The 14,172-nt window shown below is 70.9% G+C and carries 11 protein-coding genes and 1 pseudogene; 2 read left to right on the top strand and 10 right to left on the bottom strand.

Annotated elements, in window-relative coordinates:
- Positions 1-155 precede the first annotated feature (155 nt).
- On the top strand, positions 156-1,169 hold the full coding sequence (locus tag ACH4NX_RS02860; protein WP_398127424.1) for a GlxA family transcriptional regulator: 1,014 nt from the start codon (positions 156-158) through the stop codon (positions 1,167-1,169).
- On the opposite strand, the gene ACH4NX_RS02865 is transcribed toward ACH4NX_RS02860, so the two are convergent.
- The 9 genes and pseudogenes from ACH4NX_RS02865 to ACH4NX_RS02905 all read right to left on the bottom strand — a co-directional run bounded on the left by ACH4NX_RS02865 (position 1,112) and on the right by ACH4NX_RS02905 (position 12,561).
- Complete coding sequence (locus ACH4NX_RS02865; RefSeq protein ID WP_351393919.1) at positions 1,112-2,203, bottom strand: AI-2E family transporter; 1,092 nt, start codon at positions 2,201-2,203, stop codon at positions 1,112-1,114. The genes ACH4NX_RS02860 and ACH4NX_RS02865 overlap by 58 nt on opposite strands.
- Before the next feature lie 70 nt (positions 2,204-2,273).
- Positions 2,274-3,791, bottom strand: a complete 1,518-nt coding sequence (gene glpK / locus ACH4NX_RS02870) for a glycerol kinase GlpK (protein ID WP_351393922.1) — start codon at positions 3,789-3,791, stop codon at positions 2,274-2,276.
- Between the two features lie 24 nt (positions 3,792-3,815).
- The gene (locus ACH4NX_RS02875; RefSeq protein WP_351393925.1) at positions 3,816-4,661 is read right to left on the bottom strand and encodes an MIP/aquaporin family protein; all 846 of its coding nucleotides are present in this window, start codon (positions 4,659-4,661) and stop codon (positions 3,816-3,818) included.
- Positions 4,662-4,783: 122 nt separating this feature from the next.
- Positions 4,784-5,142, bottom strand: a pseudogene (locus ACH4NX_RS02880) (TetR family transcriptional regulator); the annotation flags it as partial.
- A 189-nt stretch (positions 5,143-5,331) separates the two neighbouring features.
- A complete protein-coding gene (gene nadE / locus ACH4NX_RS02885) occupies positions 5,332-6,162 on the bottom strand; it encodes an ammonia-dependent NAD(+) synthetase (RefSeq protein WP_351393927.1) in 831 nt (276 codons plus the stop codon).
- 133 nt (positions 6,163-6,295) lie between these two features.
- Complete coding sequence (locus ACH4NX_RS02890; protein WP_398127425.1) at positions 6,296-9,304, bottom strand: family 16 glycoside hydrolase; 3,009 nt, start codon at positions 9,302-9,304, stop codon at positions 6,296-6,298.
- Positions 9,305-9,476: 172 nt separating this feature from the next.
- On the bottom strand, positions 9,477-10,880 hold the full coding sequence (locus ACH4NX_RS02895; RefSeq protein WP_351393933.1) for a DEAD/DEAH box helicase: 1,404 nt from the start codon (positions 10,878-10,880) through the stop codon (positions 9,477-9,479).
- A 69-nt stretch (positions 10,881-10,949) separates the two neighbouring features.
- A complete protein-coding gene (locus tag ACH4NX_RS02900) occupies positions 10,950-11,954 on the bottom strand; it encodes a chlorophyllase (protein WP_351393934.1) in 1,005 nt (334 codons plus the stop codon).
- Between the two features lie 196 nt (positions 11,955-12,150).
- Positions 12,151-12,561 carry a PGPGW domain-containing protein gene (locus ACH4NX_RS02905; protein ID WP_351393936.1) on the bottom strand — a complete coding sequence of 137 codons (411 nt, stop codon included), beginning with the start codon at positions 12,559-12,561 and terminating at the stop codon, positions 12,151-12,153.
- Positions 12,562-12,806: 245 nt separating this feature from the next.
- Between ACH4NX_RS02905 and ACH4NX_RS02910 the strand changes: the two genes are divergently transcribed.
- On the top strand, positions 12,807-13,049 hold the full coding sequence (locus tag ACH4NX_RS02910; protein ID WP_279560964.1) for a DUF5302 domain-containing protein: 243 nt from the start codon (positions 12,807-12,809) through the stop codon (positions 13,047-13,049).
- 124 nt (positions 13,050-13,173) lie between these two features.
- Here the strand turns inward: ACH4NX_RS02910 and ACH4NX_RS02915 are convergent, their stop codons facing one another.
- On the bottom strand, positions 13,174-14,121 hold the full coding sequence (locus ACH4NX_RS02915; RefSeq protein ID WP_351393939.1) for a methionyl-tRNA formyltransferase: 948 nt from the start codon (positions 14,119-14,121) through the stop codon (positions 13,174-13,176).
- Positions 14,122-14,172: the final 51 nt, after the last annotated feature.

Genomic DNA, 14,172 nt, shown 5'->3' on the forward strand with positions numbered 1-14,172 from the left:
GGGTTGAGGAGACTGCCTGAACCGTATGAGAACCGGGGCGGGGCGAAACAGACTCGGTCGTGCCACTTGCGGCAAGGATCGTGCCAGGACCCGGTCCCGGGCCGGACGGCCGTGCTCGTAAGCTGGAGGGGAGGCACGGAAGCGAGGAGTCGTCGGTGCGATCCGGTGGTGAACACACAGTCGTCGCGATCCTCGCGGTGCCGCGCGCGTACGCGCTGGACGTCAGCATCGCGGGGCACGTGTTCGGCCGGCACCCGGGCTATCGAGTGCTCGTGTGCGGAGAGCACGACGCGACCGCGGAAGTCCGGCCGACTCACTCGCTGGCTGAGGCCGAGGACGCGGACATCGTCGTTGTCCCGGGTTACGAGGGCCCGCTGAGCCCGGTTCCGGAGAGGTACCTCGTAGTGCTGCGGGCCGCCGTCGAGCGGGGCGCCCGTGTGGTCGCCGTCTGCACCGGTGTGTTCGCTCTCGCGGCCGGCGGAATACTGAAGGGAAAGACGGTCACGACACACTGGCGCCACACGGACGAACTCCGAGTGGCGTATCCGGATGTCGAGGTCGTGGAGAACCGGCTGTTCGTCGAGGACGGGTCGGTTCTCACGTCCGCGGGCGCGGGTGCGGGAATCGACGCGTGTCTCCATGTCGTACAGGCGGACTTCGGGACGGCCGCCGCGGACAGCGTGGCCAAGGACGTCGTGTTCTCCCCGGTCCGCGGTGCGGACGAGCCGCAGTACACGGACGCGTCAGCCCCTCCGCGCGACAGTCTGCGCGCGACTCTGCAATGGGCGATCGAGAACATGGGGTCGTCGATCACCGTCCAACGGATGGCGGACCACAGCATGTTGTCGCGGAGGACCTTCATCCGGCGTTTCGTGGGTGAGACCGGACTGCCTCCCATGCAGTGGGTCGTCCTGCAGAGACTCCTTCGGGCGCGCATGCTGCTCGAGACCTCCGACTGGACGGTCGAGAGGATCGCCAGGGAGACCGGGTTCGGTACGTCCGCCAACTTCCGGGCCGTCTTCCGCAGAGACGTGGGGCCGACCCCGACCGCCTACCGGAAGGCGCACGGTGCCAAGACGGCGCCGTCCGGTGGCGTGGAGCGGCCCGCCCCTCAGGCGTCGGCCGTGGCGGTCTCCTCCGGCGGATCGACGAGCTGCTCGCGTACGTAGTTCCAGACCACCGCGATCAGCGCGGCGACCGGCACGGCGAGCAGACTGCCCACGATGCCGGCCAGGCTGCCGCCCAGGGTCACCGCCAGCAGGATCACCGCCGCGTGCAGACCGAGGCCGCGGCTCTGGATGAGGGGCTGGAACACGTTGCCCTCCAACTGCTGCACCACGACGATGATCGCCAGCACGATCAGCGCGTCCGTCAGGCCGTTCGACACCAGGGCGATGAGCACCGCGACGAAGCCCGCGAACAGGGCACCCACGATCGGCACGAACGCGGACACGAACGTCAGCACCGCGAGGGGCAGGACGAGCGGCACGCCCAGGATCCACAGTCCGAGGCCGATGAAGACGGCGTCGAGCAGACCCACGAGTGCCTGCGAGCGGACGAAGGAACCCAGCGTCTCCCAGCCGCGCAGGGCGACGGCGGGGACGTCGGTGGCGAGCCGGCCGGGCAGCTGGCGGCTGAGCCACGGCAGGAACCGCGGCCCGTCCTTCAGGAAGAAGAACATCAGGAAGACGCCAAGGACCGCGGTGATCAGGCCGTTGACCACGGTACTCAGGCCCGTGGTCACCGTGTTGACCACGCTGCCGATGCTGTCCTGGACGCGCGCCATCGCGGAGTCGAGCGCACTGGTGATCTGGCCGTCGTCGATGTTCAGCGGCGGCCCCGCGGCCCAGTCGCGCAGCCGGTCGATGCCTTCCATCACGCCGGCGGTCAACTCGTCGGTCTCGGAGGACATCGGCACCGCGATCAGCGCCACGATGCCCGTGAGGACCAGGAGGAACGCCACGGTCACCACCGCGGCGGCCAGGGCGGGACGCCACCCGTGCCGCCGCAGGAAACGGGCCGAAGGCCAGGTCAACGTGGTCAGAAGGAGACCGACTATCAGCGGCCACACGACCGACCACATGCGGCCGAGGACCCACAGGGCCACTGCGAGCATGACAAGTATCAACAGCACCTCGGCGGAGGTGCGCGCGGAGGTGCGGAGCGCGGCGCGGGTCCTCGCGGAACTCAATCTGGCAGACATGGGGTTCACCTTATGGCGACGCCCGCTGCCCTCCTCACCCCGAGTCCTTCCCCGACCGGCGAGCGTCGGCTCAGGGGACCTCGACCCAGTCGAGTGTGCGCTCCACCGCCGCCTTCCACCCGGCGTACCCCCGCGCGCGCCGGTCGTCGGACCACTGGGGTTCCCAGCGCCTGGACTCGTGCCAGTGGGTGCGCAGTTCCTCGGTGTCCCGCCAGAACCCCGTGGCCAGTCCCGCCGCGTAGGCCGCGCCGAGCGCGGTGGTCTCCGCGACGACGGGACGGCTGACCGGTACGCCGAGGACGTCGGCCTGGATCTGCATGCACAGGTCGTTGGCGGTGACGCCCCCGTCGACCCGGAGCACGTCGAGGCGGGCTCCGGAGTCCTGTTCCATGGCCTCGACGACGTCCCGGCTCTGGTAGCAGATGGCTTCCAGCGTCGCCCGTGCCAGGTGCGCGCTGTCGTTGTACCGGGCGAGGCCGACGATCGCTCCCCGGGCGTCGGAACGCCAGTACGGGGCGAACAGGCCCGAGAAGGCGGGAACGAAGTACATGCCGCCGTTGTCCTCGACGGTACGGGCGAGGACCTCGCTCTCGGCCGCGGACTTGATGATCCTCATCTGGTCGCGCAGCCACTGCACCGCCGACCCCGTCACCGCGATGGAGCCCTCCAGCGCGTAGACCACCGGGCTGTCGCCGAACTGGTAGGCCACGGTGGTGAGCAGGCCGTGCCGCGAGCGGACCAGTTCCGTTCCGGTGTTGAGCAGCAGGAAGTTGCCGGTGCCGTAGGTGTTCTTGGCCTCACCGGGTGCGAAGCAGACCTGTCCGACGGTGGCCGCCTGCTGGTCGCCGAGCACACCGCCGATGGGGATGGCGGCGCGCAGCGGCCGGGAGGTCCGGGCCACACCGTACGCCTCCGCGTGCGAGGAGGGGTTGATGGTGGGGAGCATCGCCCGGGGGACACCGAAGAGGCCCAGCAGTTCGTCGTCCCAGTCGAGCGTCTCCAGGTCCATCAGCATGGTGCGGCTCGCGTTGGTCACGTCGGTGGCGTGGATGCCGCCGTCCGGACCGCCGGTCAGGTTCCACAGGACCCAGGCGTCCGTGTTGCCGAAGAGGGCGTGCCCGGCCTTTGCCGCCTCACGGACGCCGTCGACGTTCTCCAGGATCCACTGGATCTTGCCGGCGGAGAAGTAGGTGGCCGGCGGCAGCCCGGCCTTGCGGCGGATGACCTCGCCCCGGCCCGAACGTTCGAGGTTCGCCGCGATGGCGTCGGTGCGGGTGTCCTGCCACACGATGGCGTTGTAGTAGGGGCGGCCGTTGCGGGAGTCCCACACCACGGTGGTCTCCCGCTGGTTGGTGATGCCGATCGCCGCCAGGTCGGTCGCCGACAGCCCGCTGAAACGCAGGGCGTTCTGCATCACCGAGTTGGTGCGCTCCCAGATCTCCACCGGGTCGTGCTCCACCCACCCGGAGCGGGGGAGGATCTGGGCGTGCTCCAACTGGTGCTTCGCCACCTCGTTGCCGCCGTGGTCGAAGATCATGAACCGGGTACTGGTGGTCCCCTGGTCCACCGCGCCGATGAAGTCCGCCATGCTGTGCCGCCTCTCCGGCCGGTGTCAGTCCTCGGGCGCCGGTACGCGCCCCGTGGGCTCCGGCTCCGCCGTGGGCAGGAACCGGCCGATGAAAACCTTGTACAGACCCGCGCCGAGCACGCCACCGATCAGCGGGCCGACGATCGGAACCCAGAAGTAGAGGTTCCCGTACTGATCTCGCCATGCCCCGCCGTACCCGGTGAGGAAACTGGCCAGTCGGGGGCCGAAGTCGCGGGCCGGGTTGATGGCGTATCCCGCGTTGGTGCCGAAGGCCATGCCGATCGCCACCACGACCAGGCCGATGACGAAGGGTGCCAGGTTCGCGCCCGGCGGCGAGTTCAGCAGGTCCGTGAGGGCCAGGATCAGCAGCAGCAGGATGGCGGTGCCGATGACCTGGTCGCGGAAGGCGCCCCACTCGTGCACCGGGAGAGCGGTGTTCCCGTTGGCGGGGAGCGTGGAGAACACGAACTGCGTCTTGATGGTGTGGCCGGGGTCGGCCTTCGCCAGCGCCTCCGTGTAGTTCCAGCGGACCAGGAGGGCGGCCACGAAGGCGCCGGCCGTCTGGGCCAGCGCGTAGGGAACGACCTTGCGCCACGGGAATCCCTTGAACACGGCGAGGGCGACGGTCACCGCGGGGTTGATGTGGGCACCGCTCAGCCTCGCCGCCACGTAGACGCCCAGGGTGACGCCGAGCCCCCACGCCCAGGAGATGCTGTCGTGGTCCCCGAGACCGCCCTCGGGGTCCGTCAGGGCCCCGCCCGCGACCACCTGGGCCACCACGCCGCAGCCGAAGAGGATGAGGATCATCGTGCCGGCGAATTCGGCGGACAACTCACCGATCAGGCCGGACCTTTTGAGCCGCTCAGCCATGGAAGCTCACCTTCCGCCGGCTGAACCGGCCGTCGACCGTCCGACCCCCTCAGCCGTCACATTAAGGTGATGAGCGGCAAGCCGCATGTGAAGCGCGTCCGTCTGCCCGACGCCACTCGCCGTCAGCCGGCGTTGTCCGGGGCCGGGGCGATGACGGCGAAGGCGCGGTCGGTCGGGTAGAGGGAGTCCTCGTCGCTGTCGCTGTCGCTCCAGCGCTCAAGGTCGTCGGGCCACCGGACCTGACGCTCCAGGAAGCGTGCGTGCGGGGCGGGGTGCGCAGAATCAGCCGCACCACGCGCAGCGCCCTGTCGGAACGGCCGGCGCAGGCGGCGTGGGGAACCGAGACGGCGTTCCCCAACGCCGCCGACGGGGGTTCCTCGACGGGGCGGGCCGCCGGCTCCGCGCGGATGCCCGTGCCCATGCCGGTCAGGAACCGGACGACCACGTCCTCATTGGAAGCGAAGTACCGGAAGAGCGCGCGCGGCGGTGAGTTCATCGGGCCGGACGGCCGGGCTGAGCTGCGCGGCGGACCGGCACGGGTGCGGCTGTCACCCCCGGCGGCGGACGCCGGGACCGGCCGCCGCCCGTGGGAGCTGTCGGAGCGGCTGGCCGACGTGCGCCACCCGCTCCGTGTCGTGCCCGACTGAGGAGTCACCCGGGGGCCGTTCCCTCACGGACCGATGGGCATCCGGCGCTTGTGGTCGGTCAGCCGGTAACGGGTGACGATCTTCTCGAAGGCCTGCTCCTTCACCGGCTTGCCCTCCAGGAAGTCGTCGATGTCCTCGTAGCTGACTCCGAGGGCGTCCTCGTCGGCCTTGCCGGGGTCGAGGGTCTCCAGGTCGGCCGTCGGTACCTTGCGCACCAGCTCGGCGGGCGCGCCCAGCGCGTCCGCGACCGCGCGCACGCGGCGCTTGGTGAGGCCGGTCAGCGGGACGAGGTCGGCGGCACCGTCGCCGAACTTGGTGAAGAAGCCGGAGACCGCCTCGGCGGCGTGGTCGGTGCCGACGACCAGGCCGTCGTGCGCGCCGGCCACGGCGTACTGGGCGATCATGCGCTGCCTGGCCTTGACGTTGCCCTGCACGAAGTCCTGGTGCCGGGCGTCACGGAAGGTCACACCGCCGGCGATCAGCGCCTCCAGCGCGGCGTCGCTCGCGGGCTTGATGTCCACGGTGAGCACGTGGTCGGCCTTGATGAAGGAGAGCGCGAGCTGGGCGTCGTGCTCGTCGGCCTGGACTCCGTGCGGCAGCCGCATCGCGTAGAAGCCCGCCTCGTGACCCCCGGCCCGGGCCCGCTCGACGGCGAGCTGGCACAGCCGGCCGGCGGTGGTCGAGTCGACACCGCCGCTGATGCCGAGCACCAGGGAGCGCAGGCCGGTGGAGGTCAGCCGCTCGGCCAGGAAGGCCACCCGGCGTTCGATCTCCCGTTCGGCGTCGAAGGTCTCCTCGACCTCCAGTTCCCGGGCGATCTCCAGTTGCAGGGCGATGGACGCCGGCTCGCTCAATTCCGCTCCTTGTTCGATTCACAGGGGGGCTTCTCACCACCCTACCCACAGGAGCGCGGCGGACCCGGGCCGACCGGTGTGGGGAGCACGACGTGCGGGGTGGCCGTCAGGGCCCACCCCGCACGTGTGTGGGTCAGCCCAGCGGTTCCACCCGGATGTCGCGGAACCGGACCTTGTTCCCGTGGTCCTGCAACCGGATCGCCCCGGCGGCCGGCGTCTCGGCCCTGCCCGACGCGGTGGGTCCGTCGAGGGCGATGTCGTCGTGGACCTTCTCGCCGTTCCACACCACCGTCACCCGGGCGTCGGCGGTCTTGCGGCCGCTGTCGTCGTAGCGCGCCGCGCGGAAGACGATGTCGTACGTCTGCCATGTCTCCGCGGCCGCCGCCGCGTTGGTGTCGGGCGCCTTCTTCAGATAGATCGCGCCGGCCTCGTTCGTGGCCGGCGAGGTGTCACCGTAGGAGTCGAGGATCTGGAGCTCGTAGCGGTCCTGGAGGAAGATGCCGCTGTTGCCGCGGTCCTGTCCGGTCACGTCCGGCGGCAGCAGCGGCACGCGGAACTCCACGTGCATCCTGAAGTCCTGGTAGGCCTCCTTGGTGCGGATGTCACCGCAGCACACCTCCATCGACTTCTCCTCGGCCAGCGGCCAGGCCACGCGCCGCCCGTCCGTGTGCTGCCACTGCTCCTGCGAGGCGGCGGTGCCGTCGAAGAGCGCGACGCGGGCACCGTGCGGGCGCACGGTGACCAGGTCGAGGTTGACGTGGCCGGTGTCGCCCGGGTCGTACCGGTAGGAGACGGTGTTGTGGCCGGCGCGCAGCCTCAGGCTCTCGGTCCGCGTGGACCAGGAGTCCCAGTCCCCGGTGGAGGCGAGTTCCGTCTGCCGGACCTTCTTGCCGTTGGCGTACAGGGAGAGGGACTTGGTGCCCTCGAACGGGTTCGGGCCGTTGGAGTAGCGCAGACCCACGTCGTAGGTGCCCGACTCCGGGACCGTCACGTCGAACGTCGTGGCGGCCCTGCCCTCGGTGTCGTACCGGTCGACGAATCCGCTGCCGGAGTAGCCGACGTGGTCGGTGTCGATCCCGGCCGTGCCCGTCAGGCGCGCTTCCTCCGCCTCGTAGAGGGTGGCGGGCGGCGGCTGCTTGCCGGGCATCTCGTTGAGCGTGTACCAGGCCTCGGTGCTCCACAGCGTCTCACCGGACGCCGAGGTGAAGGGGCGCGGGGAGCGCACGTGGACCACACGGTCCGGCTGGAGGCCGTCCAGCCGAAGCCGGACGGTCCGGCCGTCCTTCGAGAGGGTCGCCGAGCGTACGGACAGCTCCTCCTCGGCGATCTTCGGGCCGCCGTAGTCGGCGGTCGGCGTGTAGTGCCACTGCTCGGCCCGGTAGCGCGCGGCGAGTTCCGCGGCGGTCTCCTCGGAGAGCGGCTGGGTGTACGTCAGGTCGAAGCCGCCCGGCACGGCGCGCATCTTCTGGATGTCGAAGGTGTTGCCGCCGTTGGGCGTCAGCTTCTGGAGACCGAACCTGAGCTTGCCCTCCTGGCCCCAGTTGCCGTCGGCGCCCAGGCCGCCGGTGTAGATCGCTCCGTCGGGTCCGACGGTGATGCGGTTGACACCGGCCTCCAGGCCCTGGGTGTAGCGGAAGACGGCGCCCTGGTACTGGCCCTTCACCTTCTCCAGGTAGGCGCGTTGCAGGCCGCCGTAGGTGACGTCACCGATCAGCATCTGGCCCGCGAACCTGCCCTTTCGCAGGTACAGCGGGGTGGAGGGCGAGTTGCCGATCTCGTTCTGCGGCAGCCACAGCACCGGTTCGGTGACGGGGGAGTCCTCGAAGGGGCCGGCGGGCTCGGTGTAGTGGTTGAAGAAGCGGTCCTGCTTGATCTGGACGAGCTTCGAGGAGGGCAGCCAGCCGCCCTGGTTGTCGGTGGTGAAGAGGCCGCCGCCGGGGCCCCAGCCGATGCCGTTGGGCGTGCGCAGCCCGCCCGCGACCGGAGTGATCTTCCCCGTCCTCTTGTTGATCTTGTACGTCGTTCCGCGGCCCGGCGCGGGCTGCGGGCTGGTGGTGGCGCCGCCGAGGTCGATGGCGACGGAGAGGTTCACGTAGAAGTGGCCGTCGCGGTAGAGCAGGCCGAACGCGAACTCGTGGAAGTTGCCTCCGTACGGCCAGGTGGCGACCGTGCGGTACTCGTCGGTCACCTCGTCGTCGTTCCGGTCGACGAGCCGGGTCAGTTCGTGCTTCTGCGAGACGTAGAGCGAGCCGTCGACGTACTTGATGCCCATCGGTTCGCGCAGCCCGCTCGCCACCTTCTTGACGGTGACCTTGTCGCGGCTGGTCTCGCCGGTGACGTTGTCGAGCAGGTACACCTCTCCGGCAACGTTGTCGGTGCCGCCCCAGGTGCTGATGGCGAGGCGTCCGTCGGGCAGCCAGTCCATGCCGCTGACCTGCGGCTCGAACCCGTCGGGGCGCAGGTGGGTGAGGGTGAGGTCGGGGCGTACGGAGGTCAGCGGCAGGCCGTCGCCGGGGGTGTCGCCGCCGGCCTCGCACTCCTTGCGGCCCGGCGCCGTCACCCGGACGACCCCGGCGTCGGTGCTCAGGGCCTCGCGGGGCACGACGGTGAACTCGCTCTCGCCCGGCGGCATCCAGGAGAGCTGAAGCCGCTGTCCGCCGCCGCGGTCGAAGTGTTCGACGCGCAGCGGATGCGCTCCCGCGGTCAGCTCGACCGTGCCGTCCTTCGGCTCCGCGCCGTGCAGCCCGTCGTGGTCGATCACCGTGGCGTCGTCCAGGCTCAGCCGTGAACCGTCGTCGCTGGTGAGCCGGAACACGTAGGTGCCGTCACGCGGCGCGACCAGGTAACCGGAGGCCTCGGAGACGAAGTTGTCGGCGATCCCGCCGAAGTCGGCGGTGCTGGACCAGTCGACCGTCGGCATCAGTTCGTCGTGGTTGGGTGTCTGGCCGGGCTTGAGGGTGCACAGCTCGTTCAGCGGCGTCTGTACGTCGAACACGCGCAGTGTGACGCCGGGTTCCTGCGGCGGCAGGTCCGCGGGAGCGGCCGAGGACGCCGGAGCGGCCAGGACGCCGCCGACGGAGACGGCCGAGGCCAGTAACAGGATGAGGTGTCTTCGGGCACGCGAGAACAGGCGTTGGCGCATTGGTCCTCCAGGGCATGGGGACCGGACCGTGCCGGAAAGCGTTCCGGTCTCGTGCGGTGGGACTGCACTTCCGCCGCCAAGGTAGGAGACTTCCGCTTGACATGTCCATACTTTGTCATCGATGTGTTCAAAGTTCTCGGAGCCCGTCCCGCTCCGAGAGGACCGTCCCGGGTCAGCGGCCCTTGCGCACCCGGGCCGCCGCGCGGGCCTCCGCGGCCTTGCGGGCCTCGGCCGTCTTGCGGGACTCCTTCGCGGGCCGTCCCGAACGCGCGCCGTGGCCGCGGAAGGGGATGTTGCCACCGCTGGTCCGCGCCCCGTCCGGCGGGCGCTTCGCACCGGTGATGGCGGTCAGCTTCGCCTCGCCGGAGCGCACCGGGGTGATCGTCGGCCGGATCCCGGCGTCGGACATCATCCGGTTCACCTCGCGCCGCTGCTCGGGCGTGACCAGGGTGACGACACTCCCGGACTCCCCGGCGCGCGCCGTGCGCCCGCCGCGGTGCAGGTAGTCCTTGGCGTCGGCCGGCGGATCGACGTTGACGACGAGGTCGAGCGCGTCGACGTGGATGCCCCGCGCCGCCACGTTGGTGGCCACCAGCACGGTGACCCTGCCCTCCACGAACTGGGCGAGTGTGTGGGTGCGCTGCGGCTGCGACTTCCCGCTGTGCAGGGCGGCGGCCCGCACGCCGCTGTCCCGCAGGTGGCGGGTGAAGCGGTCCACCCCGGCCTTGGTGTCCAGGAACATCAGCACCCGGCCGTCCCGTGCGGCGATCTCCGTCGCGGTCGCGTACTTGTCGGCGGGGTGAATGGTCAGCACGTGGTGTTCCATCGTGGTGACCGAGGCCGACGCCGGGTCGACGGACACGACCACCGGGTCGTGCAGATGGCTCCGCACCAGCTGGTCGACGTCGCGGTCGAGGGTGGCCGAGAACAGCAGCCGCTGCCCGTCGGCGGGCACCTGGTCCAGGATGCCCGTGACCTGCGGGAGGAATCCCAGGTCGCACATCTGGTCCGCCTCGTCCAGCACCGTGATCCGCACGTTGTTCAGGTGGCAGTCACGGCGCGACACCAGGTCGGCCAGGCGCCCCGGCGTCGCGACGACCACGTCGGCGCCGGCGCGCAGCTCGGCCGCCTGCCGGTTGATCGCCAGGCCGCCGACCACCGTCGCCAGACGCACGCCGAGTGTCCGCGCGTACGGTGTCAGCGCGTCGCTCACCTGCTGTGCGAGTTCCCGCGTGGACACCAGGACCAGCGCGAGCGGCCGTTTCGATTCGGCCCGCCGGCCCGCGGTCCGGACGAGCAGGGGGAGCCCGAAGGCCAGCGTCTTGCCGGAGCCGGTCCGCGCGCGGCCGAGGACGTCGCGGCCGGCCAGCGCGTCGGGCAGGGTCGCCGCCTGGATGGGGAACGGCTCCGTCACCCCCAGGCCGGTCATCGTCTTCAGCAGCGCCGGCGGCAGTCCGAGCGCGTCGAAGGACGCGGCCGGTGGCCGGTCCGCCGACTTTGGTGGCGGTGGCGTTGCCGTCCGCCGGGACTTGCCGGCCGGGGAGGTCTCGGGGGGTGACGACGGGTGCGCGTTCATGGGCGACCTTCCTGATCAGGCGCCCGGAACGCGGCCGGGCCCGTACCCCTCGGTACGGACCCGGGCGCCTCAAAGCGTGGGGCCCAGTTTACCAGCGGGCGCCTCCTTGGATTCGACCCGTCCGAACGGGTTCGGTCCGGCCGTCAGGTCGTCGCACGCCGCCTGCCAGGCGGGATCCCCGGGGTACAGCTCACCGCGCAGATAGGCCCAGGCGAGCCGGCGGACCGCGGCCACCCGCTCGGGGCTCTCGTCCGTGGTCTCGGCGACGTCGTAGCCGGCGACCCCGCCGAGCCCGTGCTCCGCGTCGAAGAGGGTGAGCAGGGTCTTGGGGCCCGGGGACAGGTGGTACGGATCGGCGTGCCACCGCGGCCCGTCGACCGTCAGGTGGGCGGAGTCGTCCCGGTCGCCGGCGACCACGAGGGCGGGCGTCGCCATCCGGGAGAAGTCGGTGGTCAGGAAGAAGGGGAGGTTCCTGGCCGCGGACTCGCTGAGGGCGTCGCCGCCCCGGCCGGGAGCGGCGAGCAGGACACCCGCCTTGATCCGGGGCTCGGCCAGGTCCACTTCCGTTCCGTCGTGCGGATCGGTGAGCCGGGCGCCCAGCAGCAGGCTCGCGGTGTGCCCGCCCATCGAGTGCCCGGCCACGGCGACCCTGCTCCGGTCCAGCCGTCCGAGGAGCTGAGGGACGGCGGCTTCCAGCACGTCGAGCCGGTCGAGGACGCGCGTCATGTCCTCGGCCCGCGACCGCCAGAACAGCGGTGCCCCGGGCGTCTCGGGATCCAGTCTCAGCGTCCTGGAGCTCAGGTGGGTGGGCTGGATGACGACGAAGCCGTGCGCCGCCCAGTGGTCGGCGAGGGGAGCGTAGCCGTGCAGCGAGGAGAGGTGGTTCGAGTAGCCCTGCCCGTGCGAGAGGAGGATGACCGGCAGGTCGCTCCCGGTCGTGGGCGCGGAGACCCGCACCTCCAGGTCCACGGCCCGGCCGGGAGCCGGCAGCACGACCGGAGCGACCGACAGGACGGGAGAGGGCGAAGGTGGAAGAGAGCCGGTGATGTCGGCTGTGGGAAGGGATGTGTTCATGGCACGGGTGTCCGTTCGGTGGTCGCGGAGGCCGGTCTCTCGGTACCGGCGGGGCGTGCGGCGTTCAGCAGCGGCGGGCCTCGGACGACCTGAAGCGGAACGCTGTCCCGGTTAATATACGGAACAGCGTCCCGTTTGGTCAACGCCCCTCGGAGAAGGCGGACCGCCGGTGTGATCGCGCGGCGACGGTGCGGGGTCAGCGCCTGCTGCGTGCCGCGTGGACGCGGCGGTGGCTCCAGGCGAGCAGGGCGAACAGGACGACGCCCGAGATGATCAGGCTCGCTCCGGTGCCCCATCCGGAGAACGGCACCCGGGGCAGCAGGCCCCACGCGAGACCCGCGCCGATGAGGAACAGCCCCACCAGCACCGAGCCGGCGATACGCCACGGGGAGGAGACGCTCTCCTCGGCGGCCCGCATCGCCTGGTCGCGGACGGGAGCGACGAACCGGTCCAGTGCCGGAACGGCGCGCGCCAGCAGCACCATCCCGGCGAACACGAGCAACAGGCCCGGTCCGGGCAGGACCAGCAGGGCGACGCCGAGCACCACCAGTACGGCTCCGAGGGTGCCCAGAACGGCTCGCCGGATCGATTCGACACTGCGTGCCATGTCGCCCCACCTTCCTGCGGTCGGCAAGAACGCCGGTTCCGTCGGCCTGTTCAACCTTAGGCAGGCGTATGGGTACGGGCGATTCCGTCCGGCCGGGCCTTTCGCTCGTATGTCCGGTCGGGCTCGAGCCTCCTCGTGCCGCGAGCGGACGTCGCCGCGGCCCGTACGGCCGGGCGGGGGCGGTACCCCGGGTGGTGGTCGGCATGGCAAGCTGTGGTCCTGTTGTCCGAACCCAGGAGGTCACCATGACTGCAGAGTCTTCATCGCAAGCAGGTTCGGAGTCGGCCGACGTCGAGAGCCCCGCTCTGACGCCCGACGAGAACGGCCAGTACGACCTGAAGGGCAAGTTCCGGGAGGCGCTGGAGCGCAAGCGCGGCAAACAGGCGGAGGCCGCGGCGATCGCCGCGCACACCGACGCGTCGAAGATCCGTGGCGCACATGGTCCGGCTGCGAGCCAGCGGTCGTTCCGGCGCAAGAGCGGCGGCTGACGGCGCCGGAGCGGCGTTGAGCGAGGGCCTGACCACGGCACGCCGGTCGGGCCCTCGCCCGTGCGGCCCGCGCACGCCGCCTCGGCCTCGCGGCGCCGGGTCTCCGGCAGCTCCCCGGGTGTCGTCAGGGCCGGCTGGTCAGGTAGCCGCCCATGGAGGTGAAGTACTCCGTGGCGGACAGCTCCCGCCCGTCCTCCGTCCGTACCCGTGTGATGGCGAGGCCCCGGTTGCGGCCGGTGCGCGCGTCGGATCCGGCGACGATCACCACGCCGTCGCCCTCGCGGTAGAAGACGCGGCCGGGCGTACCGCCGTAACGGCCCCGGGACACCACGGCGGCGAGGACCTCGAGCCGCCTGCCCCGGTGGAAGGTGAAGGCGCTGGGATAGGGCTCGGACTGGGCACGGATCAGGCGCTCCAGGTCCGCCGCCGGCCAGTTCCAGTCGATGCGGATGTCCTCGACGGACCGCTTGTGGAAGAAGCTGGCCAGGGACCGGTCCTGCTTGGTGAACTCCGTCTGTCCGGCGGCGATGAGGCCCAGCGCGTCGGTGGTGACCGGAGCGATGAGGTCGACGGTCTTGTGGAAGAGGTCGGTGGCGGTGTCCGTGGGGCCGACCGGTACCGCCTCCTGCCGGACGATGTCGCCGGCGTCGAGTTCGTCGTTCATCATGTGCGCGGTGACGCCCACTTCGGACTCGCCGTTGATCAGAGCCCAGATCACCGGTGAGAAGCCGGCGTACTTCGGCAGCAGCGAGTCGTGGACGTTGAGGGTGCCGTGGCGCGGTAGGCCGAAGACGCGCGGGGGGATCCATGTGCGCCAGTTGTTGGCCACGATGATGTCCGGGCCCGCCTCCTCGAGACGCTCGAGCAACTCGTCGTCGTCGGGGCGGTCACGGATCAGTACGGGGACGCCGTGCTCTTCGGCGAGGTCGGCGACGGAGTCGCTCCAGATCTTCTCGTACGCGTGCTCGCTCTTGGGGTGCGTCACGACCAGCACCACGTCGTGTTCGGAGTCCAGGAGGGCTTGCAGCGTGCGGTGCCCCCAGGTCTGGTAGCCGAACATGACGACCCGCATGAGGTTCCTCCTCGAGACAGGGGACAGCCCGGGCAAGTAAAGCAAGGCTTA

This window comes from Streptomyces sp. NPDC017225, from assembly GCF_044331465.1.
Classification (GTDB): Bacteria; Actinomycetota; Actinomycetes; order Streptomycetales; family Streptomycetaceae; genus Streptomyces.

What these genes read in the sequence shown, in the direction of transcription:
- ACH4NX_RS02865 (WP_351393919.1), bottom strand. Translation starts at nt 2,203, where the DNA reads ATGTCTGCCAGATTGAGTTCCGCGAGGACCCGCGCCGCGCTCCGCACC.
- ACH4NX_RS02910 (WP_279560964.1), top strand. Translation starts at nt 12,807, where the DNA reads ATGACTGCAGAGTCTTCATCGCAAGCAGGTTCGGAGTCGGCCGACGTC.
- ACH4NX_RS02915 (WP_351393939.1), bottom strand. Translation starts at nt 14,121, where the DNA reads ATGCGGGTCGTCATGTTCGGCTACCAGACCTGGGGGCACCGCACGCTG.
- glpK (WP_351393922.1), bottom strand. Translation starts at nt 3,791, where the DNA reads ATGGCGGACTTCATCGGCGCGGTGGACCAGGGGACCACCAGTACCCGG.
- ACH4NX_RS02890 (WP_398127425.1), bottom strand. Translation starts at nt 9,304, where the DNA reads ATGCGCCAACGCCTGTTCTCGCGTGCCCGAAGACACCTCATCCTGTTA.
- ACH4NX_RS02895 (WP_351393933.1), bottom strand. Translation starts at nt 10,880, where the DNA reads ATGAACGCGCACCCGTCGTCACCCCCCGAGACCTCCCCGGCCGGCAAG.
- ACH4NX_RS02905 (WP_351393936.1), bottom strand. Translation starts at nt 12,561, where the DNA reads ATGGCACGCAGTGTCGAATCGATCCGGCGAGCCGTTCTGGGCACCCTC.
- ACH4NX_RS02875 (WP_351393925.1), bottom strand. Translation starts at nt 4,661, where the DNA reads ATGGCTGAGCGGCTCAAAAGGTCCGGCCTGATCGGTGAGTTGTCCGCC.
- ACH4NX_RS02900 (WP_351393934.1), bottom strand. Translation starts at nt 11,954, where the DNA reads ATGAACACATCCCTTCCCACAGCCGACATCACCGGCTCTCTTCCACCT.